The organism is Nocardia sp. CA-128927, from assembly GCF_050955855.1.
GTDB lineage: Bacteria > Actinomycetota > Actinomycetes > Mycobacteriales > Mycobacteriaceae > Nocardia.
Genome location: NZ_CP192087.1, coordinates 4,959,772 through 4,981,431, shown reverse-complemented (window position 1 = coordinate 4,981,431; position 21,660 = coordinate 4,959,772). Strand labels below are relative to the sequence as shown.

Annotated in this window: 20 protein-coding genes; 8 read left to right on the top strand and 12 right to left on the bottom strand. The window is 67.1% G+C overall.

What is annotated here, in order from left to right; translation table 11 throughout:
* Positions 1-189 precede the first annotated feature (189 nt).
* From ACQPW1_RS23405 to ACQPW1_RS23385, 5 genes are all read right to left on the bottom strand, one after another.
* Positions 190-1,185 carry a TAXI family TRAP transporter solute-binding subunit gene (locus ACQPW1_RS23405; protein ID WP_433664843.1) on the bottom strand — a complete coding sequence of 332 codons (996 nt, stop codon included), beginning with the start codon at positions 1,183-1,185 and terminating at the stop codon, positions 190-192.
* Positions 1,182-1,328, bottom strand: a complete 147-nt coding sequence (locus ACQPW1_RS23400; protein ID WP_433664842.1) for a hypothetical protein — start codon at positions 1,326-1,328, stop codon at positions 1,182-1,184. The genes ACQPW1_RS23405 and ACQPW1_RS23400 overlap by 4 nt, the downstream gene beginning before the upstream one ends.
* Before the next feature lie 61 nt (positions 1,329-1,389).
* On the bottom strand, positions 1,390-1,980 hold the full coding sequence (locus ACQPW1_RS23395; protein ID WP_433664841.1) for a TetR/AcrR family transcriptional regulator: 591 nt from the start codon (positions 1,978-1,980) through the stop codon (positions 1,390-1,392).
* The gene (locus tag ACQPW1_RS23390) at positions 1,977-3,062 is read right to left on the bottom strand and encodes a saccharopine dehydrogenase (protein WP_433664840.1); all 1,086 of its coding nucleotides are present in this window, start codon (positions 3,060-3,062) and stop codon (positions 1,977-1,979) included. Before ACQPW1_RS23390 ends, ACQPW1_RS23395 begins: the two co-directional genes overlap by 4 nt.
* A gap of 65 nt (positions 3,063-3,127) precedes the next feature.
* Complete coding sequence (locus tag ACQPW1_RS23385) at positions 3,128-3,667, bottom strand: SAM-dependent methyltransferase (protein WP_433664839.1); 540 nt, start codon at positions 3,665-3,667, stop codon at positions 3,128-3,130.
* On the opposite strand from ACQPW1_RS23385, the gene ACQPW1_RS23380 reads away from it, so the two are divergent.
* Positions 3,666-3,773, top strand: a complete 108-nt coding sequence (locus ACQPW1_RS23380; RefSeq protein ID WP_433664838.1) for a BBE domain-containing protein — start codon at positions 3,666-3,668, stop codon at positions 3,771-3,773. The two genes, ACQPW1_RS23385 and ACQPW1_RS23380, sit on opposite strands and share 2 nt — an antisense overlap.
* A gap of 77 nt (positions 3,774-3,850) precedes the next feature.
* Here ACQPW1_RS23380 and ACQPW1_RS23375 read toward each other — a convergent pair whose 3' ends face one another.
* The 3 genes from ACQPW1_RS23375 to ACQPW1_RS23365 form a co-directional block, all read right to left on the bottom strand.
* Entirely contained in the window at positions 3,851-4,846 is a 996-nt protein-coding gene (locus ACQPW1_RS23375; RefSeq protein WP_433664837.1) for a TAXI family TRAP transporter solute-binding subunit, read from the bottom strand.
* Positions 4,843-6,873: a TRAP transporter permease gene (locus ACQPW1_RS23370; RefSeq protein WP_433664836.1), complete on the bottom strand. Its 2,031-nt coding sequence runs from the start codon at positions 6,871-6,873 to the stop codon at positions 4,843-4,845. Before ACQPW1_RS23370 ends, ACQPW1_RS23375 begins: the two co-directional genes overlap by 4 nt.
* A gap of 100 nt (positions 6,874-6,973) precedes the next feature.
* The gene (locus ACQPW1_RS23365; RefSeq protein WP_433664835.1) at positions 6,974-7,957 is read right to left on the bottom strand and encodes a helix-turn-helix transcriptional regulator; all 984 of its coding nucleotides are present in this window, start codon (positions 7,955-7,957) and stop codon (positions 6,974-6,976) included.
* 62 nt (positions 7,958-8,019) lie between these two features.
* On the opposite strand from ACQPW1_RS23365, the gene ACQPW1_RS23360 reads away from it, so the two are divergent.
* Positions 8,020-10,305, top strand: a complete 2,286-nt coding sequence (locus ACQPW1_RS23360; protein WP_433664834.1) for an ATP-binding cassette domain-containing protein — start codon at positions 8,020-8,022, stop codon at positions 10,303-10,305.
* Here the strand turns inward: ACQPW1_RS23360 and ACQPW1_RS23355 are convergent.
* Complete coding sequence (locus tag ACQPW1_RS23355) at positions 10,302-11,066, bottom strand: tyrosine-protein phosphatase (protein WP_433664833.1); 765 nt, start codon at positions 11,064-11,066, stop codon at positions 10,302-10,304. The two genes, ACQPW1_RS23360 and ACQPW1_RS23355, sit on opposite strands and share 4 nt — an antisense overlap.
* A gap of 157 nt (positions 11,067-11,223) precedes the next feature.
* Here ACQPW1_RS23355 and ACQPW1_RS23350 point away from each other — a divergent pair, with 157 nt between their 5' ends.
* Both ACQPW1_RS23350 and ACQPW1_RS23345 read left to right on the top strand, forming a co-directional pair.
* A complete protein-coding gene (locus tag ACQPW1_RS23350; RefSeq protein WP_433665312.1) occupies positions 11,224-12,396 on the top strand; it encodes an MFS transporter in 1,173 nt (390 codons plus the stop codon).
* 83 nt (positions 12,397-12,479) lie between these two features.
* The gene (locus tag ACQPW1_RS23345) at positions 12,480-13,367 is read left to right on the top strand and encodes a glycosyl hydrolase family 32 (protein WP_433664832.1); all 888 of its coding nucleotides are present in this window, start codon (positions 12,480-12,482) and stop codon (positions 13,365-13,367) included.
* Between the two features lie 5 nt (positions 13,368-13,372).
* On the opposite strand, the gene ACQPW1_RS23340 is transcribed toward ACQPW1_RS23345, so the two are convergent.
* Together ACQPW1_RS23340 and ACQPW1_RS23335 are read right to left on the bottom strand one after the other, a co-directional pair.
* Positions 13,373-15,535: an HAD-IIB family hydrolase gene (locus ACQPW1_RS23340; RefSeq protein ID WP_433664831.1), complete on the bottom strand. Its 2,163-nt coding sequence runs from the start codon at positions 15,533-15,535 to the stop codon at positions 13,373-13,375.
* Between the two features lie 45 nt (positions 15,536-15,580).
* A complete protein-coding gene (locus tag ACQPW1_RS23335) occupies positions 15,581-16,555 on the bottom strand; it encodes a carbohydrate kinase family protein (RefSeq protein ID WP_433664830.1) in 975 nt (324 codons plus the stop codon).
* Between the two features lie 126 nt (positions 16,556-16,681).
* On the opposite strand from ACQPW1_RS23335, the gene ACQPW1_RS23330 reads away from it, so the two are divergent.
* The 4 genes from ACQPW1_RS23330 to ACQPW1_RS23315 are packed head-to-tail and all read left to right on the top strand — an operon-like array spanning position 16,682 to position 21,127.
* Positions 16,682-18,094: an L-fucose/L-arabinose isomerase family protein gene (locus ACQPW1_RS23330; RefSeq protein WP_433664828.1), complete on the top strand. Its 1,413-nt coding sequence runs from the start codon at positions 16,682-16,684 to the stop codon at positions 18,092-18,094.
* A complete protein-coding gene (locus tag ACQPW1_RS23325; RefSeq protein ID WP_433664827.1) occupies positions 18,091-19,578 on the top strand; it encodes an FGGY-family carbohydrate kinase in 1,488 nt (495 codons plus the stop codon). The genes ACQPW1_RS23330 and ACQPW1_RS23325 overlap by 4 nt, the downstream gene beginning before the upstream one ends.
* A 59-nt stretch (positions 19,579-19,637) precedes the next feature.
* Entirely contained in the window at positions 19,638-20,105 is a 468-nt protein-coding gene (locus ACQPW1_RS23320; RefSeq protein ID WP_433664826.1) for a thioredoxin family protein, read from the top strand.
* 17 nt (positions 20,106-20,122) lie between these two features.
* Positions 20,123-21,127 carry a glycoside hydrolase family 172 protein gene (locus ACQPW1_RS23315; RefSeq protein WP_433664825.1) on the top strand — a complete coding sequence of 335 codons (1,005 nt, stop codon included), beginning with the start codon at positions 20,123-20,125 and terminating at the stop codon, positions 21,125-21,127.
* Here ACQPW1_RS23315 and ACQPW1_RS23310 read toward each other — a convergent pair.
* On the bottom strand, positions 21,119-21,622 hold the full coding sequence (locus ACQPW1_RS23310) for a hypothetical protein (RefSeq protein WP_433664824.1): 504 nt from the start codon (positions 21,620-21,622) through the stop codon (positions 21,119-21,121). The genes ACQPW1_RS23315 and ACQPW1_RS23310 overlap by 9 nt on opposite strands.
* Positions 21,623-21,660: the final 38 nt, after the last annotated feature.

Below are 21,660 nucleotides of genomic sequence, written 5' to 3'. Positions count from 1 at the left end.
TGTCCGTGTCGCTCTGACTCGGACTAAGTTACGCGGCGGCGAACGCCACGTCAAATCGCCTGCGCAGCCCAAGAATTCGCAGGTCAAGACCCCTGACATCGGCCGAGTATCGGCTCGAATCACAAGAATGTGACTCAGACCACCGAGACTTCACTCGAACGAGTCCCCGGGGCCGTCCTGCGGGCCCCGTCAGTTGGCCAGTGCGTGCTGTGCCCCGCGATGCAGCGGGACCGGGTTCGTATCCCGCGCGGCACCGAGGACGATCCCCTTGGCCGCGGCGTTCGCCTGTTCCAACTGAGGTTTCCGATCGAACAGCGCCTTGGTGAGTACACAGGCCACGTCGGCATCCAGGTTGTCGCGGACCAACAGCACGTTGGGCACGACGATGGACGGCACGTCTTCCGGCAGTCCATAGACAGCCGCGGGGATGGTGCCCAACTCATACGCCGGGCTCAGGATCCGCATGCCGGCCAGCAGCTCGGACGTATCGAGGAAGCGGTACTTGTCCCCGCCGGACCTGAACAGCTCGGTGAGGCCCGGCGTCGGCAAGCCCCCGGTAAAGAAGAGCGCATCGAGCGAGCCGTCCTTCATACCGGCGACAGCCTTGGCCAGATCCAGGCGGTTTACCGCGATATCACTGTCCGGGTTCAGGCCACCGGTCCGCAGGATGCGCCGGGCCAGCATCTCGGTGCCGGATTTCGGTGACCCGGTCGAGACCCGCTTACCGCGCAGCTCGGCGATGGAGGTGATACCGGAGTCGGCACGCACGACCACCTCGGTATAGCTGGGGTAGAGCCGTGACAGCGCCTGCACCGGCTGCTTGTCGCCGTCGAAGGTGCCGATACCGAGCACCGCGTCGGCCGCGGTGTCGGTTTGCGCGAACGCCACCTGGTACTTGCCCGCCACCAACTGCTGAATGTTCTGCACCGACGCGAGGGTCTCCGCGGCCGTCGCCGTCACCTTGCCGTCGGTGGCCAGCGAGATCTGATCGGCGTAGGCATTGCCGAGCGCCGAGAACACGCCGGTCGCGTTGCCGGTGGCGATACCAAGCTTGGTTCCCTGTTTCACCTCGCAGGTGACCGGGGCGCCGGAGTCGGTGAGTGCCTCCACTCGGCTCTTCCCGCAGCCCGCGACGAAACCCGCCGATACCGCGACCACGGTGAAAACGATCGCCACTCTTCTCATCTCGTCCTCCCTGGCGCGGGCCGAGCGACCACAATGGCCGCGACCAACCCGCTCGCCCACCTACTCGACACCCATGCGGGCCGCTCCACGTCTTCGACCACCACCGACGGCTGACCCGCGGCCGCGACGGCAGTGCTCGACAAGGCGTGACGATATCAACGAGCGACGCTCAGCTAATGAAAAACGTTGGTATCTGGTCGATTTTCAGCTTTGCAGCAACGCCGCAGCGGTGGCGACCAGTACGGTGTCGGTCGCCTCGCTGCGCGCGCCCGCGATACCGGAGCGGAACAGGGAGGCGCCCTCTATGAGGATCATGAAGACCTCGGCGCGGGCCGCGCGGAGGTCTTCCGGCAGCTCAGGGTTGCCCGTGCGCAAGCCGTCGGCGACGTGCGATCGATAGCTCTGATAGAACTCTCGGAGCACCGCGCCGACGCCATCGTCATGTCCGGCCAGCGCCCACAGTTCGGTAAAGACGCGCACCAGTCGCGGATCGTCCTGCTCGGCCAGCAGCACCCGCACCAACTCCTCGGCCGAAAGCAGCTGCCCTGACGAGGCGAAGACCGGAGCCAGTCGCTCGAGGGATCGCTGCAAGGTGCGCTCCAAGACGGCGGCCACCAGGTCCGCGCGGCCGGGGAAGTAGTACTGCAGGTGCCCGACGCGCACACCTGCGGCGGTGGCGACCGCGCGCATCGTCAATTCGCCGTGGCCGGACTCGGACAGGATGGTTTCGGCGGTGTCGAGCAGCTCGGCCCGGCGCTGCGCACCTTTGTCGGTGCCGCCACGAGAATCAGTCACCCGACCCGGTCCCCGACCGCCTCACGGCTGATCTGCAACTCGATGTCATGCGCGGCGAGCAAGTCCGGTACAACCGCCGGGTTCGGAAGCTGTTCGGGGAAGCCAACTCCACGCAAGGCCGGTTGGCCATCCGTGCCGAGTACACGCTGCAAACCGAGCAGGGCACCGACCGCCGTGAGATGCGCCTGCCCCGCCGGGTCGGAGATCGTCGCGCTATGTGTACGTCCCGCGTGCGTGACATCGACCCGCAGCAGCGCGACGCCTTTTTCACCAGGTGAGGACAGCATTGCTCGCCGCGCCGAGGTGAAGCGGTCGCCTCGTCCCCAGCGGAAGAAGCCGAGGCGCTTGACCATCAGCAACCCGGAAGTGGCTGCGGCCGAATTGAATCCGAGCCGAGTGGTCGCGGTCGCGGTGCCGAGGGTGAGCGGCAGCGTGAACTGCTCGGGGGTGTCGAAGCGGAACACCTTGGTGACGGTGTCGCCGATGCGCACCTTGCGCACCTCGCTGAGCGGCATGATGGTCTGCCGCTGCCCGTCCCGGACGATCTCGTAGTCCAGTCCGAACCGATCCATGAATTCGACCGAGTCGGTGCCCGCCCGATCGTCCAGGTCCCACCGGATCGCGATGTCGACGGTGTCGGCCCCGCCCAGTTCCGCCGCGAGATGCGCGGCAACGAGACTCGTGACGCCACCCATCCAGGCCGAGCTGAGCAACACCGGTGAAGTGGGACCGAGCAGGGCCGCCACGGTGGCCGCCCGCTGCATCCGCGCGGTCCACCGCGTGATGTCCACGTACGGCACTCCCCCGGCGATCGCTGCCCGCAACACCCGGTCGTCGGGATCGTTCACGATCCCGACGACGGCACGTACCTTGGCTTGAAAAGGCTTGGGATCGGCCAGATCCCAAGCCTGCAAGCCAGCTCCGGTCTCCTCGGCCAGCGCTCGCCCGCGCTCGATCGTTCGACCGGTCAACAGCAACGGCCAGGACGGCGCCGCCAGCCGCGCGAACTCACCGCCGACTACCCCGTACCCACCGACAACCAGTACCGGCCCCTGGCCGTCGAACTCGAGCTCGTCGTTCATGACCATCAATATAGGTCGAACGACCTAAAACTGTCGGGTGAAGTCCGGCACAGCTACCGACCGCGTCATACAGTGGGAGCCGTGTGCGGCTTGGCGACGGTCACGAACCGGGAGCTGAGCAGCATCTGCTGGAACGGTTCGGGGATCGGCGGTAGCGGGCGGTGGTAGCGGATCGAAAGGTCGAGCACGGTCAGCGAGTTCGCGGTCCAGCCGTGACTGGCGAACCAGGTCTCGGGTTCGGTGCGTTCGTCGGTGTAGAACAGCTCACGTAGGTCGATGATGGCCATCGGTGTATTGCTCATGTGTTCGGCCTGGAATTCAGCAAGCTGATCCAGATCGATGTCTCTGTTGAGGATGTCGAGGGCCAGGCCGCTGCCCGGTGCCGACAGTTTCTCGATCCGGGCGAACAACGAATCCTGTGCCGTGCCAGGCAGATACGGCAGCAGGCCCTCCGCGCTCCACACCGTGGGCGTGGTCGGATCGAAACCGGCGTCGAGCAGGGCGGCGGGCCAGTCGTCGCGCAGATCCACCGCGACCTCGCGCCGATCCGCGGCGGATACGGCACCGTGTTCGTCGAGCACTTCGCGCTTGAACGGACGTGACATGTACGCCAGCTACTACGGCGAGCACTTCCCCCGACTCCAGGCCATCAAACGCAAGTACGACCCGGGCAACCTGTTCCATAACGCCATGAGCATTCCGCTCGACTGAAACAAGCCCTCGGCCCGCACCTGATCCAGGTCCAGATCACCGACGAGCCCACCGCAGTCTTCGACTGAACGATCCAGCTACTTGGTGAGGGCCTGGTCGGCACCGCGGTGCAGCGGGACGGGTTCGGTCTTGCGGGCGTCGGCGCGGGAGATGTCCTTGGCGGCGGAGTTGGCTTGTTCCAGTTGGGGTTTGCGGTCGAAGAGCGCCTTGGTGAGGACGCAGGCCAGGTCGGCGTCGAGGTCGTCGCGGACCAGGAGGACGTTCGGGACGACGATCGTTTTCGCGTCGGCGGGCAGGCCGTAGGTGGCGGCGGGGATGGTGCCCGCCTCGTAGACGGGGCTCAGCTTGCGCATGGCGGGGAGTTGGTCGGTGAGGTCGAGGAAGCGGACCTTGTCCTTGGCCGAGGTGAACAGGTCGGTGATGCCGGGGGTGGGCAGGCCGCCGGAGAAGAACATGGCGTCGATGGAGCCGTCCTTCATACCGTCGACTGTTTTGGTGAGATCCAGGCGCTGGGCGGAGATGTCGCTCTCCGGGTTCAAGCCTGCGGCCTGGAGTACGCGCTGGGCGATCACCTCGGTGCCGGACTTGGGCGAGCCGGTGGACACGCGCTTGCCGCGCAGGTCGGCGACGGAATTGATGCCCGCGCCGGTGCGGGCTACCACCTGGGTATAGTTCGGGTAGAGCCGCGAAAGCGCCTGCACCGGTTGCTTTTTGCCGTCGAAGCTGCCCACGCCGAGTACCGCGTCGGAGGCGGTATCGGCGAGCGAGAACGCCACCTGATAGGTGCCCGCGACGAGCTGCTGGATGTTCTGCACGGACGCGCCGGTCTCGGCGGCGGTCGCCTTCACCTTGCCGTTGGTGGCCTGGGAGACCTGGTCGGCGTAGGAGTTACCCAGCGCGAAGTACACGCCGGTGGCATTGCCGGTCGCGATGCCGACCCTGGTCTCCTGTTTCACCTCGCAGGTGACCGCGCCGCCGGCATCCTGGTGCGGCGCGTCCCGGCGCCCGCCACATCCGGTCAGCAGCCCGGCCGATACCGCGGCGACGGCGAAAACTATGGCGACTCTTCTCATGTCGTCCTCCTTCGAGAGAGCAGAGTGATCCCGACGGCCGCGGCCAGCGCGACCACGCCGGCGATGAGCGCGCCGGTCTCCAGGTACAGCAGCAACAGACCGCCGATCGCGGCCAATGCTCTGGCCAGCGGCTTCGCCGGGCCGACCCCGAGGATCCAGCCGCCGGTGGCCACCGAAAGCGCGGCGACGCCGAGGCAGGCGACGGCGGTGGTCCACACGATGCCGATCACCGGTCCGCGGCCCAGCAGGTATTCGCCGGGTTCGGTGAGCACGAAAACGACCGGCACCAGGAACGCGGGCAGCGCGTATTTCAGCGCCTGCCACATGGTCGGCACGGTGCGGGCGCCGGTGACCGCGGCGGCGCCCACCGCGGCCAGCGCCGTCGGCGGCGTCACCTCGGAGAGCACCGAGTAGTAGAAGACGAACATCGCGGCCGCCGGGGGTGGCACGTCGAGCGCGAGCAGCGCGGGGCCGATGATCGCCCAGCCGATGATGAACGACGCGGTCACCGGGACGGCGAGACCGAGCAGCGCCAGGGCGATGGCCGCGAGCACGACGGTGCAGGCCAGCACCACGGTGTGGTTGTCCGACAACGACTTCGCGGCCCGCACCAGCAGGGACGCCAGCTGTGCGCCGAGGCCGGTCTTGGTGGTCATCGCGGTGATCACGCCCGCGGAGGCACACACCGCGACAACCGGCAGCGCGGCACGCACCCCGCTACCGATCGCGTGGTAGACGCGCCGTGGCGAGAGTGCCGTCGCGCGGGTGCGCGGGTCGAAGAAGGCGAGGACGAAAGCCAGGGCCGTCGCGTAAACGACCGCCCTGGTGGCGCTGACGTCGATGAGCAGCAGCACGACGATCGCGATCAGCGACAGGAAGTGGTAGCCGAAGCGCAGCAGCAATCGCCACGCCGAAACACCGTCGGTCTGCACTGGTTTGGTGCCCAACCGGCGCGCGTCGATCTCCACGGCCAGCAGGATCCCGAGGTAGTAGAGCAAGGTCGGAATCAAGGCCCAGCCGAGCACCGTCACATACGACACGTCGAGGTACTCGGCGACGATGAACGCCGCGACACCCAAGGTGGGTGGCGACAGAATCGCGCCGACCCCGGCGGCCGCGAGCATGCCGCCCGCCTGCTCCGGTGGATAGCCTGCCCGCTTCAGGATCGGCCAGGTGACCGCGCCGATGGTCACAGCGGTCGCGGTGCCCGAACCCGATACCGTGCCGAGCAGGAATCCCGAAGCGACGGCGGTCCTTCCGGCCGCGCCGCGCGAGCGCCGGAACGCGGCCACCGACAGGTCTACGAAAAACTGTGCTGCGCCAGAGAATTCGAGCACTGCGCCATATAGCGTGAACAGCACGATGTAGGTCGCTGCGACATCCAAAGGCGTGCCGTAGAACCCGCTGCCCGAGTTGTACAGCGCGTCGACGATCTGCCCGAAGTCCAAGCCCGCGTGCGCGATAGTCCAGTCCTGCGGCAGGAACCCGCCGTAGTACCCGTACGCCACGAACACCAGGCAGACCGCGACGAGCACCCAGCCCGTGGTCCGCCTGCACGCCTCCAGCACCAGAATCAGCAGTACCGCGCCCATGCCGACGTCGACGGGATCCAGCAGTCCCTGCCGATCCAGGAAGGCGTTGTACCCGCCGCCGCCCGAGCCGATCGAGAACGGCAGCACCGGGTAGAGGCATACCAGCACGGCGACAACGGCCAGCAGCCAATCGAATACGCCGGGCCCATCCGCTCGATCGAGGAATCGCACGCCGGATCGGTAGGCGAGGAACACCAACGGCAGTGTCGCCGCGAGGAATACGACGAGGTAGTACTGACTCCCCTGCGGCAGCGGCCGAAACACCTGCCACACCACCAGAATCGCGACCACGAACGAGGTCGCCGCGACTACCCGCTCGGCCCAGCCGGTCAGTACGCGGGCGGGCCGCTCCTCATCATCGACCTCCAGCAGCGAGGGCCGATCTTCTTCCACGGGCGCCTCGGCATCCAAACGCTCGCCCGCCGTGTTCGACATGGCGGAACGATAGCAACGCACGACCGGGTGTATAGCGGTATTGAAAACAGGGGTACCGGTCGCCTTTCAGTTCCGGCCTGTCCGTCGCGATCGGTGCACGTCAGCCCGACGGGGTCGCCTGCGGATTCCCTGCCGCACGAAGGAGTTTCGCGCCTAGGTCGTGCAGCATGCGCTGCATCTCGGGTGGTTCCTTGACCTCGAACTCCACGTCGAGGTGCGCGATCCGGAGAGCGGTCCATTCCAGCGAGTCGGCGCTGGTGCGGATCAGGCAGCTGCGGTCGTCGATCGGTTCGACCTCTTCCGGTCGCACCCGGAAGGTTTCGGCCAACTGCTCGGCCGAGGCGTGCACGAGGAAGACCACGCTGCGCATCGGCCGCGAGCGGGCCAGCTGGCTGGTGACGAAGGCCGCGGCATCGTCGTCTGGCAATTCCCTTGGCGGACAACGGACTCCGGTCGGAAACGGGGCATCGATCCGGTCGAGGCGGAAGGTGCGCCAGTCGGCACGGTCGATGTCCCAGGCGACCAGATACCAGCGGCGGCCCGCGGAGACCAGGCTGTGTGGCTCGGCGAATCGCTTGCTCTCGGCGTCGCTCTTGTCGCGATAGTGGAAGCGGATGCGCTCGCCGTCGCGGGCCGCGGCGGCCAGCACGACCAGCGTTTCCGGGTCGACGCGCGGTCCGGCGGCCGGGCCGCCCAGCGAGACGGTCGCCGAGTCGACCGCGTCCACCCGTCCGCGCAGCCGGGACGGCAGCACCTGCTGGAGTTTGATCAGGGCCCTGGCGGCTGACTCCTCGATGCCCGCCACCGAGCCCTGGGCGGCGCTGCGCAGGCCGAGGGTGATCGCCACCGCCTCCTCGTCGTCGAGCAGCAGCGGTGGCAGGTCGGTGCCCGCTTCCAGGCGATATCCGCCGATCGAGCCGAGGCTGGCGTGCACGGGATACTCCAGCTCGCGCAGTCGTTCGATGTCGCGGCGCACGGTGCGCACGGTGACGCCGAGCCGGTCGGCCAGCTCGGGGCCGGTCCATTCGCGGCGGGTCTGCAGGAGCGACAGCAGTTGGAGCAGTCGCGCGGCGGTCTCGGTCACTGTTTCAGTATGGCTCGCAATGAGGACTGATCCTGACCTCATTGCCGCATAGCGTGGTTGTTGTGAATGCAGAGCGAGACACCATCCAGATCGTCGGCGCCCGCGAGAACAACCTGCGCAACATCTCCCTGGAGATCCCGAAGGGCAAGATCGTGGTCTTCACCGGGGTGTCCGGCTCGGGCAAATCGTCGATCGTTTTCGGCACCGTCGCGGTCGAGTCGCAGCGTCAGCTCAACGAGACCTACACCTGGTTCATCCGCAACCGGCTACCGAAGTACGAGCGCCCCGAGGCCGACGCGATCGACAACCTGGCCCCCGCGGTGGTCGTCGACCAGCGCCCGATCGGCGGCAACTCCCGCTCCACCGTCGGCACCATGACCGACATCCAGTCGATCATCCGGGTGCTGTTCTCCCGGCACAGCGAGCCGAGTGCCGGTGAGGCGACCAGCTATTCGTTCAACGACCCGCTCGGCATGTGCCCGGAATGCGGCGGGCTCGGCCACGTGGTGCGGCCGGACCTGGACAAGCTGCTCGACACCGACAAGTCGCTCAACGAGGGCGCGATCATCTTCGCGCCGTTCGCCATCGGCACGTTTCAGTGGCAGCTCTACGCCCAGTCGCAGCTCTTCGATCCGGACAAGCCGTTGCGCGACTTCAGCCCGGAAGACTGGCAGCTGTTCTTGCGCGGCAACGGCTTTCGGGTGCCGCGGCCGAACAAGACCGGAGGTGTGGGGAGCAACGCCTATGAGGGTCTGCTCGAACGGTTCGATCGCCTCTACATCAAACGCGATCTCGACTCGCTGTCGGACAAGAACCGCGCGGCCGCGCGGGAGGTGGTCACCGAGGAGATCTGCCCGGCCTGTGGCGGTGCGCGGCTGAGCGCGGCCGCGCTGGCCAGCCGGATCGACGGGCTCGGCATCGCCGACTACGGCAGGTTCGAGGTGTCGGATCTGATCGAGGTACTCGCCGCGATCGAGGATCCAATGGCGGAGGTGATTGCCGGGGCGGCGATCGCTCGGTTGCGGCGGATCGAGGAGGTCGGCCTCGGTTACCTGTCGCTGGATCGCGAGACCTCGTCGCTGTCCGGCGGTGAGGCGCAGCGGCTCAAAGTTGTTCGGCACCTGGGTTCGAGCCTCACCGGCATGACCTACATCTTCGACGAGCCGAGCGTCGGCATGCACCCGCGTGACGTAGGCAGGCTGAACAACCTGTTGATCCAGTTGCGCGACAAGGGGAATACGGTGCTGGTGGTCGAGCACTCCCCCGACGTGATCGCGATCGCCGACCAGGTGGTGGACATGGGCCCCGGTGCGGGCGGGCACGGCGGGCAGGTCGAGTTCCAAGGCACGGTCGAAAAGCTGCGCGCCTCGGGCACTTTGACCGGCGAGCGGTTGCGTCGGGTGCAACCGGTCAAGCACGAGACGCGCACGCCGACCGGGTGGTTGACCGTTTCCGATGTCGCGCTGCACAACTTGAAGAACGTCACCGCGCGGTTCCCGACCGGAGTGCTCACCGCGATCACCGGTGTGGCGGGTTCAGGCAAGAGCACGCTGGTCTCCGGCGCGTTTCTCAGCGCGCACCCGGACGCGATCGCGGTGAGCCAGGCGGCGATCCACGCGTCCCGACGCTCCAGCCCGGCCACCTACATCGGCATCATGGATCCGCTGCGGCAGCTGTTCGCCAAGGAACACGGCGTGAAGCCGGGGCTGTTCAGCTTCAACTCCGAGGGCGCCTGTCACGAATGCGGCGGCGCGGGAGTCATTTTCACCGATCTGGCGTACATGGATCCGATCACCACCGTGTGCCAGACCTGCCACGGCAGGCGGTTCCGGCCCGAGGTGCTCCCGTATACGGTGCGTGGCGCGTCCATCGCCGACGTGCTGGACATGACCGCCGAGCAGGCCCTCGACTTCTGGGACGGCAACGCCGACAGCAAGATTCGCAAGCCGCTGCGCTCGTTGAACGAGGTCGGCCTCGGCTACCTCACCCTCGGGCGTTCGCTCAGCTCGCTGTCCGGCGGTGAACGTCAGCGCATCAAGCTGGCCGATCACCTGCACCGCAGCGGCGGCGTCTACGTCCTCGACGAGCCCACAACAGGCTTGCACATGGCCGATGTCGACACGCTGATGGCGCTGCTGGACCGGCTGGTGGACGCGGGCAATACGGTGCTCGTCATCGAACACGACCTGGACGTGGTCAAACGCGCGGACTGGGTGATCGACCTCGGCCCGGACGGCGGCAAGCACGGTGGCGAGATCGTGTTCACCGGAACGCCTGCCACGCTGCTGGCGGACCAGAACTCGATTACCGCCGACTATCTGCGGCGCAGCCTGGTCGACGCGGCTTAGGTCGCGTCGACCATGGCCCGGCGCAAGGCGGTCAGCTCTGCCTCGGTCAGACCGTTCGCGAGAAGCCAGCGGGCGGCGCCGCCGTGGTCGGTGTGCAGGTCGGCCACGAAGCGGCGCATGGGAGTCGGGTCGACGGCGAGGATGCCGGTTCTGGCGGGTGGGAGGCCGCGGTAGGAGTGCATGGCGTCGAGGCGGGTTCGGACGCGGACGATGCGTTCGGTGGTGAGCGCGTAGTCCGCGACGATGGCCTCGGCGGGAACGCCGACCGCGTCGAGCAGGATGGCGGCGAGGATGCCGGTTCGGTCTTTGCCTGCGGCGCAATGGAAGACGACCGAATGATGACTGGCATCGGCGATCAACCGTGCCGCGGACACCACGGATGCGGCACTGCCGCTGAGGAGTTCGTGGTACAGCTGGCACAGGTCGAAGAAGCGCACATCCGACACCAGTTCATTGGGTGCCGCCGTGCTCGCCGCCTTCGATACGGGGAGATTGACCAGGCGCACGGCGCTTTTCGCGAGGCGGCCGTACCCTTCCTGCGCCACCTCGGCGGGTGTCCGCAGATCGACGACGGTTCGCAGGCCCACCGGTCCGAGTAGATACGCCAGATCGGATTCGGATAGCTCCTGCGGTGTACTCGACCGGTAGACAACCCCGAAACGGGTTGTGCCGCCGCCATTCACGGGCAGGCCACCGAGATCGCGCGCATTGTCGATCTCCGCGAACTCCACCCAGCGGCTCGGCGTGGGAACGGTATGCATATCAACTCTCAACTGGGCTCGGATAACGCTCGCCGAACCCGCACAACCAGTTTAAGCCGAGGCGATCGCGACCACTACGTAAAGGTGTTGCCGGGCTCCTGCTTTCGTGTTTCGCTAGCTGATTCGTAACCCGGCGAGAGGAGCGTGCCCAGTGCCGATGCTGACGTCGAGCCCGTCCACCGCCGACGTACGGTCGGCGCTGTGGTCGGTCCGGTTGACGTTCTTTCTCAGCGGGGCGCTGTTCGCGACGTGGGTTGCCCGCACGCCGACCGTCAAGGACGAACTCGGGCTCGACGAGGCCGGGCTCGCAACGGCATTCGCAGGCATGAACCTCGGGGCGGTGCTCGGGCTGCAGCTCGGCAAGTTCGTCACCCTGCGGTTCGGCAGTCGCGCCACGCTGCGGGTCGCGACACCGCTCTTCGCGTTCGCCCTGTCCGGGTTGCTGATCGGCGGGAATCTGGCCGGGCTGACGGCCGGGTTGTTTGTTTTCGCTGTGGTCAACAGCGTCGTGGATGTCGCGATGAACGCGCACGGTGTCGCGGTGGAGAAGGCGAGTGGGCGGCCGCTGCTGTCCGGCATCCACGCCTGTTTCAGCTTGGGCATGATCGGTGGTTCACTGGTCGGCGCGGCGGTCGAGCGCGCGCACGTGGCGATCGCGGCCCACTTCATCGGCGTCAGCGTGCTCGTTGCCGCGGCGGCCGTCGTCGGGGCGCGCGGGATGCTGCCGTCGTCCACCGATCGCACGGTGCGTGGCGCGGAGGTGACGCGTGGCGGCGCACGGCGCTGGCCGACCAGGTTGATCGTTCTCGGCCTGCTGGCGTTCTGCGTGGCGATGGCCGAGGGCGCGGCCAACGATTGGACGGCCGTCTACCTGCGCGACGAGACACACACGACCACCACAGTTGCGGCGCTCGGGTTCGCGCTGTTCGCCGGTTCGATGTTCGTCGGGCGGCTGATCGGCGATCGCCTCGTCACGTGGTTCGGCCCGGTGCGGCCATTCCTGCTCGGTACGCTCGCGGCCGGGCTGGGCCTGGGTGTGGCATTGCTGATCGGGGATACGATCTCGGGTTTGCTCGGCGTGGCGATGTTCGGTTTCGGCATCTCGTTCACGCTGCCCCTCGCGTTTGCCGCGAGCGGCACCGTCCCCGACGTGCCACCGGCCCGCGCGATCGCGAACGTCTCCTTCATCGGTTATCTCGGCTTCTTCACCGGTCCCGTGCTGATCGGATTCGTCGCCCAGAGCCACGGACTCGCCGGCGGGCTCGCGGTGCCCGTGCTGTTCATCCTGCTGGCCGCCGTCGGCTCCGGGGCGCTGCGCCCACGGCCGTGAACCGGCCACGGTGCGATACCCGAACCGCATCATTGCGGGTGATCGGCGGCGGGGCGTGGAGTATGACGAGGATGATGGTGAGTATGGCGATGCGCGATGTGGTCTGTGCGGGCGCCTTTGTGCGTATCTACGATCCCGGTGTCGGGGAGCCCGAGCCGTGGTACATCAACGATCACACGCTCGTCCGGGACGCGGACGGACGATGGCACCTGTTCGGCATCACCCATCCGGAACCCGCGAATCCGTTCGAGGAGATCGAGTTCGCGCATGCGACGGCGGACGAGTTGCTCGGGCCGTGGACCAAGCAGCCGTCCGCGCTGCAGGTGGACCCAGATTACGGGGAAACCCACCTGTGGGCACCGTTCGTGGTCGCGGCGCACGGGCGGTACTACATGTTCTATGCGGGCGGCGGCGACGATCGGACGGCCGCCGCGATCAACCTGGCCACCTCGACCGACCTGTTCAATTGGGCGCGTAGACGTTCCGGCCCGTTGTTCACCGACGGGTACGACGCGCGTGACCCGATGGTGGCGCGGGTCGGCGACCAGTGGGTGATGTACTACTGCGCGACAAGCGAACCCACGGGTGGCAACCACGTCGTCGCCTACCGCACAAGCACCGATCTGGTGCACTGGGGCGACCGGCACATCGCCTACACCGACCCGACCGTGGGCACCGAGGCGGGAAATACGGAGTCGCCCTTCGTCGTCCAGCAGGACGGCTGGTGGTACCTGTTCATCGGCCCTCGCCCCGACTATGTCGGCACCGACGTGTTCCGCAGCGACAACCCCTTCTGCTTCCGCATCGGTGACAAGGTAGGCCATATCGCCTCCCACGCAGCCGAATTGGTGCACGACGACGTTCGCTGGTGGATCACTCACGCGGGTTGGGGTCAGGGCGGCGTGTACCTCGCGACGCTCACCTTCCCGCCTGCGCGTGATCCGTATGCCGCGAAAGCCGTGCCGCGGTAGTCGGTTCAGGCGGCCCGGCCGGTCGATGTTCGGGGCTGGCGGGTGCCCTGGATGGCGGTGATGATCTCGGCTGCCCATTCGGCCGGATTGTGTTGTCCGAGTGATGCGCTCAGGCAGGCGAGCCGTTCTCGGCGTTGTGTGGGAGCGAGATTCAATGCTCGGTGGAGCATTTCGACGAGGTCGGTGGGTGAATTCGGCTCGGTCAGCAGAGCACCGGATGACAACTGTTCGGCGGCGCCGGTGTGCCGCGAAAGTACAAGCACGCCATCGCCTCCGACTGCGGCCTGGGCGGCGATGAACTCCTTCGCGGTCAGGTTCATGCCGTCCTGTAGCGAAGTCACCCAGAACACGTCGGCGGCGAGGTAGTGGTCGATGACCTCGGGGAAGGTCAGGAACCTCGGGCAGTATTCGATGGGTTGCCATTCGCCGAACGACCAGGCGCGGTTGACCTCATCGATGCGGCGCTCGAGCACCTGCCGGGTCGCCTCGTACGCGGTGATGCCGGGTTCCGGCGGTGGGCAGACGAGCCGGAATCGCAGTGTGCCGCGCAGCTCTGGATGGCGCAGAAGTAGCTCCGCGATGGCGTCGACCTTCTGTACGGGCGCTTTGATGTAGTCGAGGCGTTCGACCGAAAGCACTACGGGCCCAACGGTTGTTCGTCGGTCGAGTGGGCGGGTGCGGGCCAGCTCTTCGATTGCGGCGCGGTCGATGCCCAGGGGATGAACGCCGACCCTGGGTGGTTGGTCGGTGACCGACCCGAGGAACCGCTCGGCGAAGACTTCGGTGTGGAAGCCCGCCCAGTCCAGACCACTCAGCGCGGCGCGGATCTCGGCGGCGGGCGGCAAGGCCGCGAAGACGTCAGGCTCAGGAAACGGTGTGTGGTGGAACAGCCCGATCCGGAGGTCCGGCCGCGTCTCGCGTAGTCTCCCGGGCACCAGCCACAGGTTGTAGTCGTGCAGCCACACCGTCGCCCCCGGCGCGGCCCGGACGCTGATGTGGTCGGCGAAGCGGATGTTCACCGCGCGGTATGCGGCCCAGGCGGCGGGGTCGAAGCGTAGTCGGTGGGGTTGCGACATGAGGATCGGCCACAGCGCTTCCTTGCAGGCACGGTGGAAGTATCCGCTCCACTCGGCCGAGGTCAGCGGCAGGAAGGCGAGCGGTAGACCGGTGTCGTGATCGTCGAGGTGCGCGGCGGATTCGTCGGGTTCGATCACGACTCCTGCGGCCCACACCGCTCGCAGGTCTCCGGTGAACACGCTGTTCAATGTGGGCAGAATGCCGTTGGGGCTCGACGGGGTGTGCCAGCCGTCGGGAGTCCAGGTGATCGGTGCGCGGTGGTATCCGACGACCAAGGGATAGTCGGATCCGACCCAGCCGAGGTCTTGCAAGGCCGAGAGGATTCCTGCCGCACCGGACAGATCCGGTCGATGCGCCGCCTCCGCCACGGGTACCGCTGCCGGTAGGTCACGTTCGGCATTGCCGACGATCACGCCGTGCGCGCCGCGGCCGAACATCGAACGGTCGTTGCCGGAGTCCCCGGCGACCAGCACCGAATCCAACGACCAGCCACGAGCTTCGGCGAGCGCGACCAACGCGTTCCCCTTGTTCGCGTGCGCGGGCAGCACGTCGAAGTAGGTGTTCGCCGAGTATTGCCACGAGCAGCCCAGCCCCGCAACGGCATCGATCAGCTCCGGCGTCAACGCCGTGCGCGGCAGATGGAACGAGCAACGGCCGTCCTGGGATACACCTTCCTGATAGGCCAGCGCTGGAAAGTGCTGCAAGGCAGTGCGGACGCGGTCGGCGCCCGGCCACCCTGCGCGCAGCCGCGATTCCAGCGCTGTGACGGGAGTCAGATCCGAACCATCGATGATGCTGGCACCGACATCGGCGATGATCCAACGCGGCTGCGGCACAAGCGGATCGCGCAGCACTTCACGGATCGAATCGATCCCGCGACCCGTCGCGAAGACCACGGTCACCTCAGGATGACGGGTCAGTGCGTTTCGCAGCCGCAAACGATCGGCGTCGGTGCCGCCCAGCAGGGTGCCGTCCAGGTCGGTAACCAGGATCTTGCCCGGACCGACGTCGCCCGCAGCGACACCGCAACATCGATTGCCGGGTGAACTTGCTTCCGGCTCAACAGATTTGGAACCCTCGCCGGTTGCCATCTACGCAACGATAGCAGGCGCACATCATGAGACCGCTCGGAATCTTCAGACGTCACGTGCGTGCGGCACCCGGGCAAGCCACGCGGGCAGCTCGGTAAGGTCCGGTGCGGCACTGGATCCGAGGGCGGTGGTCGCCGCCGCGCCGCAGGCCACCGCGGTGGCGAGGCAGTCCGGCAGCGACTGTCCGGCCAGGTGAGCGTGCAGGAAGCCCGCGTTGAAGCAGTCGCCCGCGGCGGTGGTGTCGACGACATCGACGGGGACGGCATCGATCTCGCACCGTCGACCATCGCGGACCGCGATGGCACCGCTGTTACCCCGCTTGACGACGACCGTATTCACCAGGCGCGCAAGGATATCGACGGCCACATCGAGCGATGTCGCGCCGGTCAATCGGACTGCCTCGTCGGCATTGGGTGCGAAAATGTCTACCTGAGCGAGGATGTCGCGCACGGTCGGCGTATCGAGGGTGCACGGAACGTCCTGGCAATCCATGAACACCTGGGTCCCGAGCCGATGCGCGACCTGAAGCGCGGCGTGCACACCCTCGCCGTACTCGAGCTGCGGGAAGACCACCGCCCGGGTCCGATGCTCGCGCAACAGCATCGCGAGCGGATAGGGCGCGACCGGATCCTGGTAGCTCACCATGGCCCGGTCCGCGGGCGACGACAGTGCCGCCGTGACGCTGCGAACCGGCACGGTGTGGAAGCGAAAGCCGGTGTCGTCGAGACCCTCCGCCCGCGTCGCCGCCAGCACCTGCGCACTGAACAGATCGGTGCCGAAGTCGGTCGACCACACCACGTCGTGCCCCAGCCTGCGCAGCGCCATCGCGGGCGTGAAGGCCCCGCCGGGCAGCATCTCGAAGCCGCGAGCAAACACCTCGGTACCGGGCCGAACGGGCCGCGACAGGCCGTGGAAGACCAGATCGGCGAAGTAGGCGCCGACCACGAGCACCTCGCCGCGGTACCGCCCGCTGTTCGATGAGGTCGGGGTATCGACCCGCCCCGCCGGGTCCGTTCCCATCGGCCGACATTAGCAAATCACGCGCCATCAACCTGGTCGGTCGCTCGATTTGCCGAATCTGCCCAAAGGCTCTGTTCTGCCTGGTATTTCTTGAGGTGGACCGTCTATCCACGCGGAGGGACCGGCATGGCTCGTATCGGTGTTATCAGCATGTCCGACGGTCGCGATTATGTGCATTCGGGCATCGCGGAGTTCATCAGCACGACCGAGGATCACTTGGTCGCCGCACTGACCGCGGCCGGACATGAGGTGGTGCGCGGCACGGCGCCGATCAGCGACAACGCACTGGCGAGTTCGGTCGCACGGATCGTGGCCGCGGCCGACGTCGATCTGACCGTATTCCATTACGCGGTCTGGGCCTTCCCGCATTTCACCATGCTGGCCGCGGGCGCGACGCCCGGTCCGCTACTGCTGCTGTCGAACATCGACCCGGTACAGCCCGGCATGGTCGGCATGCTGGCCGCCGGCGGCGCGCTGGATCAGATCGGGCGAACGCACACCCGATTGTGGGGCGCCCCAGCGGATCCCGCGCTTATCGAGGCGATCGGCGTGCAGGCCCGCGCGGCCGGGGCGGTGGCGAGCCTGCGCGGCAGCACTTTCGGGCGATTCGGTGGACGACCGATGGGGATGAACACGGCGGTCGCCAATACCGATCAGTGGCAACGGATCTTCGGCATCGACGTCGAGGAGATCGATCAGTGGGAGATCGTGCGCCGAGCCGAACTGGCCGACGCGAGCGAGGCGAAGGCGGCCCGTGAGTGGCTGGAACGCCATGCCGCGGGCGTGCACTACGACGGCGCGAAGCTGACGCCGGAAATCCTGGAGCGCCAGATCCGTTCGTATCTGGCGGTGCGCGAGCTGATTGCCGAATGGCGCCTGGACTTTTCGGGCATCAAGGGCCAACCGGAACTCACCCAGTACTTCGCCACGATGGACATCACCGAGGCCTTCCTCAACGATCCGTACGACTGGAACGGACCGAAGGAAACCCACGTGTGCGCCACCGAGGCGGACATGGACGGCGCGCTCACCATGCAGCTGCTCAAGCAGATCGCAGGCACCCCGGTGCTTTTCGCGGATGTGCGGCACTATCATGCCGACCGCGACATTTGGGATCTGTGCAATTCGGGGCAGCACGCGACGTGGTTCGCCGCCCGCAGCGCGGACCCGGCCGAGAACCTCGCGAAGGTGCACCTGTATCCGGAGGTGTTCTTCTTCCCGGCCGGCGGTGCGTCGGTGCACCACTTGGCCGCACCCGGTGGGATGACGCTGGCCCGCCTCACCCGTAAGGACGGCGACTATCGAATGCAGTTGATGCTCGGCGACTTCGAGACCTACGACGAGCAGACCAACGAATCGCTGATGAAGCAGTCCACCTGGGAGTGGCCGCACGCGTTCGCCCGGCTCGACGCCCGCGCCGAGGATTTCCTGTCCCGCTTCGGCGCCAACCACATTCACGCGGTGCCGGGCGACCACCGGGCCACCGTGCGGGCGGCGTGTGACCTGCTAGGAGTCACCATCGATGAGTTCGTCCGGTGACGAGGTTCCTGGGCGTCGACATCGGCACGTCTAGCTCGAAGGGCGTACTGACCGACGAGCACGGCACCATCCTCGCTAGATCCGAACGCGCGCATGGTGTTTCGACACCGCGGCCGGGTTGGGTGGAGCACGACGCGGAGCTGGTGTGGTGGGCCGACTTCGTCGCGATCATCCGCGAACTCGTGGACGCGGCAGACGGCGCAACCCTCGACGGATTAGCGGTCTCCGGTATCGGCCCGTGCCTGCTCCCGGCCGACTCGAACGGCCGCCCGCTGCGCCCCGCCATCCTCTACGGTGTCGACACCAGGGCAACCACCGAAATCGCCGAACTGAACACCGAATTCGGCGCCGACGCCGTGCTGGCACGCGCCGGGTCACCACTCACCAGCCAGGCCGTCGGCCCGAAGCTGCGCTGGCTGGCCCGCCACGAACCGCAGGTCGCCGCCGACACCCGCATGCTGCTGATGGCGAGTTCCTTTCTGGTGCACCGACTCACCGGCCGATACGTGCTCGACCATCAATCGGCCAGCCAGTGCGTCCCGATGTACGACCTGCTGCGCCGCGAATGGGCCACCGACTGGGCCGAACAAGTTGCGCCCGGTCTCCGATTGCCGGAACTGGCCTGGCCGACCGAAGTCGTCGGGCGGGTCTCCGCCGAGGCGGCGGCGAGTACCGGTCTCCCCGTAGACCTTCCGATCACCACCGGCACCATCGACGCCTGGGCGGAGGCCACCAGCGTCGGTGTCCGCGCACCGGGCGACGCGATGGTCATGTACGGCACCACCATGTTCCTGGTGCAGGTGCTGACCGACCCGCGCCCGCACCCCGGCCTGTGGGGCACCTGCGGAACCTGGCCCGGCACATACACTCTCGCCGCAGGCATGGCCACCTCCGGCGCCGTGACCGCCTGGCTGCGCAACCTCGTCGGCGGCGAGTTCGCCGACCTCGTCACGGAGGCCGCGCAGGCGCCCGCCGGTAGCCGGGGACTGCTGGTACTCCCCTACTTCGCCGGAGAACGCACTCCCCTGTTCGATCCGGACGCCAGAGGCATCGTCGCGGGCCTGACCCTCGGGCACGGACGCGCCGAGCTCTATCGGGCGGTCCTGGAAGGCATCGCGTACGGCGTGCGACACAATCTCGCGGCGATGACCGAGGCCGGTGGGCAGGCCGGGCGTCTGGTAGCGGTCGGCGGCGGCACCAAGAGCGGGCTGTGGACGCAGATCGTCTCCGATGTGACCGGTCTACCGCAACAACTCCCAGCGGAGACGATCGGCGCGTGCCTCGGTGATGCCTTGCTGGCGGCGGAGGCGACGGGCGTCGACACCGCCCGCTGGAATCCTGTCGTCGATACCGTCGAGCCCTATCCTGAACGCACCGAAGAATACGATTCGTACTATCAGCGCTACCGCGAACTGTACGAATGCACGAGGGCTATTACCCATTTCCTGGCGGGCGAGCAACATCGCAAGGGGGTGTTTTCATGATCCTCACCAGCCATGCGAGGATTCAGGGTTGCTCTGTCGGACATCTATACGAGGATCCAATGCCCACTCTCGCCCTGACCCCGGAGAACTACGATGCCGTCATCGCCCGCCATCCGATCGTGCTCGTCGATTGGTGGGCCGACTGGTGTGGTTGGTGTACCCGTTTCGCTCCGGTGTACGAGTCGTCCGCGGAACGGCACCCCGACGTCGTGCACGCCACCGTCGACGCGGTAGCCGAGGAGGCGATGAAGGTCGCCGCACAGGTCAGCGCGTACCCGACGCTGATGGCGTATCGCGAGGGCTTGCTGGTCTTCAACGAGGCGGGCTTCCTTGCCCCCGAAGCGCTCGAAGATCTGGTCCAGAACATCAAATGGATGGATATGGAAAAGGTCCGCCGTGAATTCGCGGCGGAGCAGAACGCGCCGTTCGATCCGAACAGCGCGGCCATACCGGCCACACCGGGGGCGAGTTCGCGGCAGGCGGGCCTCGCGGCAATCCCCAACCGATACGGCTGGCCCGGCTTGTAACCCAACGGAGGCGCCCGATGGAACTATGGCAGCTGGACAACACGCGTACGCGGTCGATCAGCGCGGAGAATCCGACGGGCGCTCCCGGTGCAGGCGGCCGCGCGACCACCGGCACCGGCGCGCACGCGGCCCGGTTCCTCGGTGTCGGGTGGAAGGTTTCACCCTCGATCCTGCTCGACGACGGTGAAACCGCCACGCTGGCAGACATTTCCGGGCCCGGCGTGCTTCGCCACTTCTGGTTGACCACCGATCGCGGTGCGCTGCGGGACATCACGCTGCGGATGTACTGGGACGACGAGACCGAGCCCGCGATCGACTTGCCGCTCGGGTACTTCTTCTGCAATGGCTGGGAAGAGCTGGCACTGGTCGACCCGGAGATGGTGGTGGTCGCTCCGGCGGGTGGCCTGAACAGCTACTGGCCCATGCCGTTTCGCGAACACGCCAGGATCACCCTCGAAAACCACTCCGGCCGTACGGTTCCGGTGTACTACCAGGTCACCTATACCGAAGAGGAAGTGCCTGCCGCCGCCGGATACCTGCATACCCAGTGGTCGCGCCGAAACCCACTGGGCCACCCCGCCATCCACACCGTGCTGGACACGGTGCCCGGTCCAGGGCGTTATGTCGGTACCTACCTTGCGATTCGGCCCAACGTCCCCGGCTGGTGGGGTGAGGGCGAGTTCAAGTTCTACCTCGACGGCGACACCGACTTCCCCACACTGTGCGGCACCGGCACCGAGGACTACTTCGGCGGCGCTTGGAATTTCGACATCAACGGCACCTATCGCATGTACTCGGCGCCGTACGTCGGACTCGTCCAGGTGCTGCCGCCGGACGAGATCTACCAGCCATACCAGCAATTCGGCATGTACCGCTGGCACACGCGCGACCCCATCTGCTTCGACCGCGAATTGCGGGTCACCGTGCAGGCACTCGGCTGGCAGGGGGATGCCTATTTGCCGCTGGAGAATGCGGACATCGCCAGCACCTCGTGGTGCTATCGGGCCGTGCCGTCACGGTGATTCGTCGGGCTCCGCGGCCAGGTCGTCGATATCCATGGCGAGCAGCTCGTCGGCGCGGGCCATCGCGTCGTCCATAGACGCCTGGATGCCGTCCAGCACCGCCATGCCGCCCAGCAGATCATCGAAGTCGCGCAGCACCGACTGCACCTCCGCGACGGCCGGATCGACCCGATACCAGGCGACGGCGTCGCGCCACCACGGGTCTTCGTCCACCCACGCCCACATGACGTCCCGCACCAAGCGGGCGTCGGGGGTGTACACCTGGAACTGCTCGTCCGATGCGTCGGCGCGATGCTCGATCTCGTAGACGCCGTCGGGGAGCAGTCGGGTCTGGATGTACTCGTGGTCGCCGCGATTGATCACGATGAACGGGCATTCCGGATCGGGTGGCTCGTCGAGCAACTCGGTGAGCAAGTCGTCGGTGAGCTCCGGCACCGGTGTGCCGTCACCGGTCCGGACATGCACGTCGGCAGGTCGGTCCGGATCGTCGGTCACCGGGCCAGTGTGCCCGATCCGGCCATCGAATACCCGAA

What these genes read in the sequence shown, in the direction of transcription:
- ACQPW1_RS23405 (WP_433664843.1), bottom strand. Translation starts at nt 1,185, where the DNA reads ATGAGAAGAGTGGCGATCGTTTTCACCGTGGTCGCGGTATCGGCGGGT.
- ACQPW1_RS23390 (WP_433664840.1), bottom strand. Translation starts at nt 3,062, where the DNA reads ATGAACGACGAGCTCGAGTTCGACGGCCAGGGGCCGGTACTGGTTGTC.
- ACQPW1_RS23380 (WP_433664838.1), top strand. Translation starts at nt 3,666, where the DNA reads ATGTACGCCAGCTACTACGGCGAGCACTTCCCCCGACTCCAGGCCATC.
- ACQPW1_RS23385 (WP_433664839.1), bottom strand. Translation starts at nt 3,667, where the DNA reads ATGTCACGTCCGTTCAAGCGCGAAGTGCTCGACGAACACGGTGCCGTA.
- ACQPW1_RS23375 (WP_433664837.1), bottom strand. Translation starts at nt 4,846, where the DNA reads ATGAGAAGAGTCGCCATAGTTTTCGCCGTCGCCGCGGTATCGGCCGGG.
- ACQPW1_RS23370 (WP_433664836.1), bottom strand. Translation starts at nt 6,873, where the DNA reads ATGTCGAACACGGCGGGCGAGCGTTTGGATGCCGAGGCGCCCGTGGAA.
- ACQPW1_RS23355 (WP_433664833.1), bottom strand. Translation starts at nt 11,066, where the DNA reads ATGCATACCGTTCCCACGCCGAGCCGCTGGGTGGAGTTCGCGGAGATC.
- ACQPW1_RS23350 (WP_433665312.1), top strand. Translation starts at nt 11,224, where the DNA reads ATGCTGACGTCGAGCCCGTCCACCGCCGACGTACGGTCGGCGCTGTGG.
- ACQPW1_RS23345 (WP_433664832.1), top strand. Translation starts at nt 12,480, where the DNA reads ATGGCGATGCGCGATGTGGTCTGTGCGGGCGCCTTTGTGCGTATCTAC.
- ACQPW1_RS23340 (WP_433664831.1), bottom strand. Translation starts at nt 15,535, where the DNA reads ATGGCAACCGGCGAGGGTTCCAAATCTGTTGAGCCGGAAGCAAGTTCA.
- ACQPW1_RS23335 (WP_433664830.1), bottom strand. Translation starts at nt 16,555, where the DNA reads ATGGGAACGGACCCGGCGGGGCGGGTCGATACCCCGACCTCATCGAAC.
- ACQPW1_RS23330 (WP_433664828.1), top strand. Translation starts at nt 16,682, where the DNA reads ATGGCTCGTATCGGTGTTATCAGCATGTCCGACGGTCGCGATTATGTG.
- ACQPW1_RS23320 (WP_433664826.1), top strand. Translation starts at nt 19,638, where the DNA reads ATGCCCACTCTCGCCCTGACCCCGGAGAACTACGATGCCGTCATCGCC.
- ACQPW1_RS23315 (WP_433664825.1), top strand. Translation starts at nt 20,123, where the DNA reads ATGGAACTATGGCAGCTGGACAACACGCGTACGCGGTCGATCAGCGCG.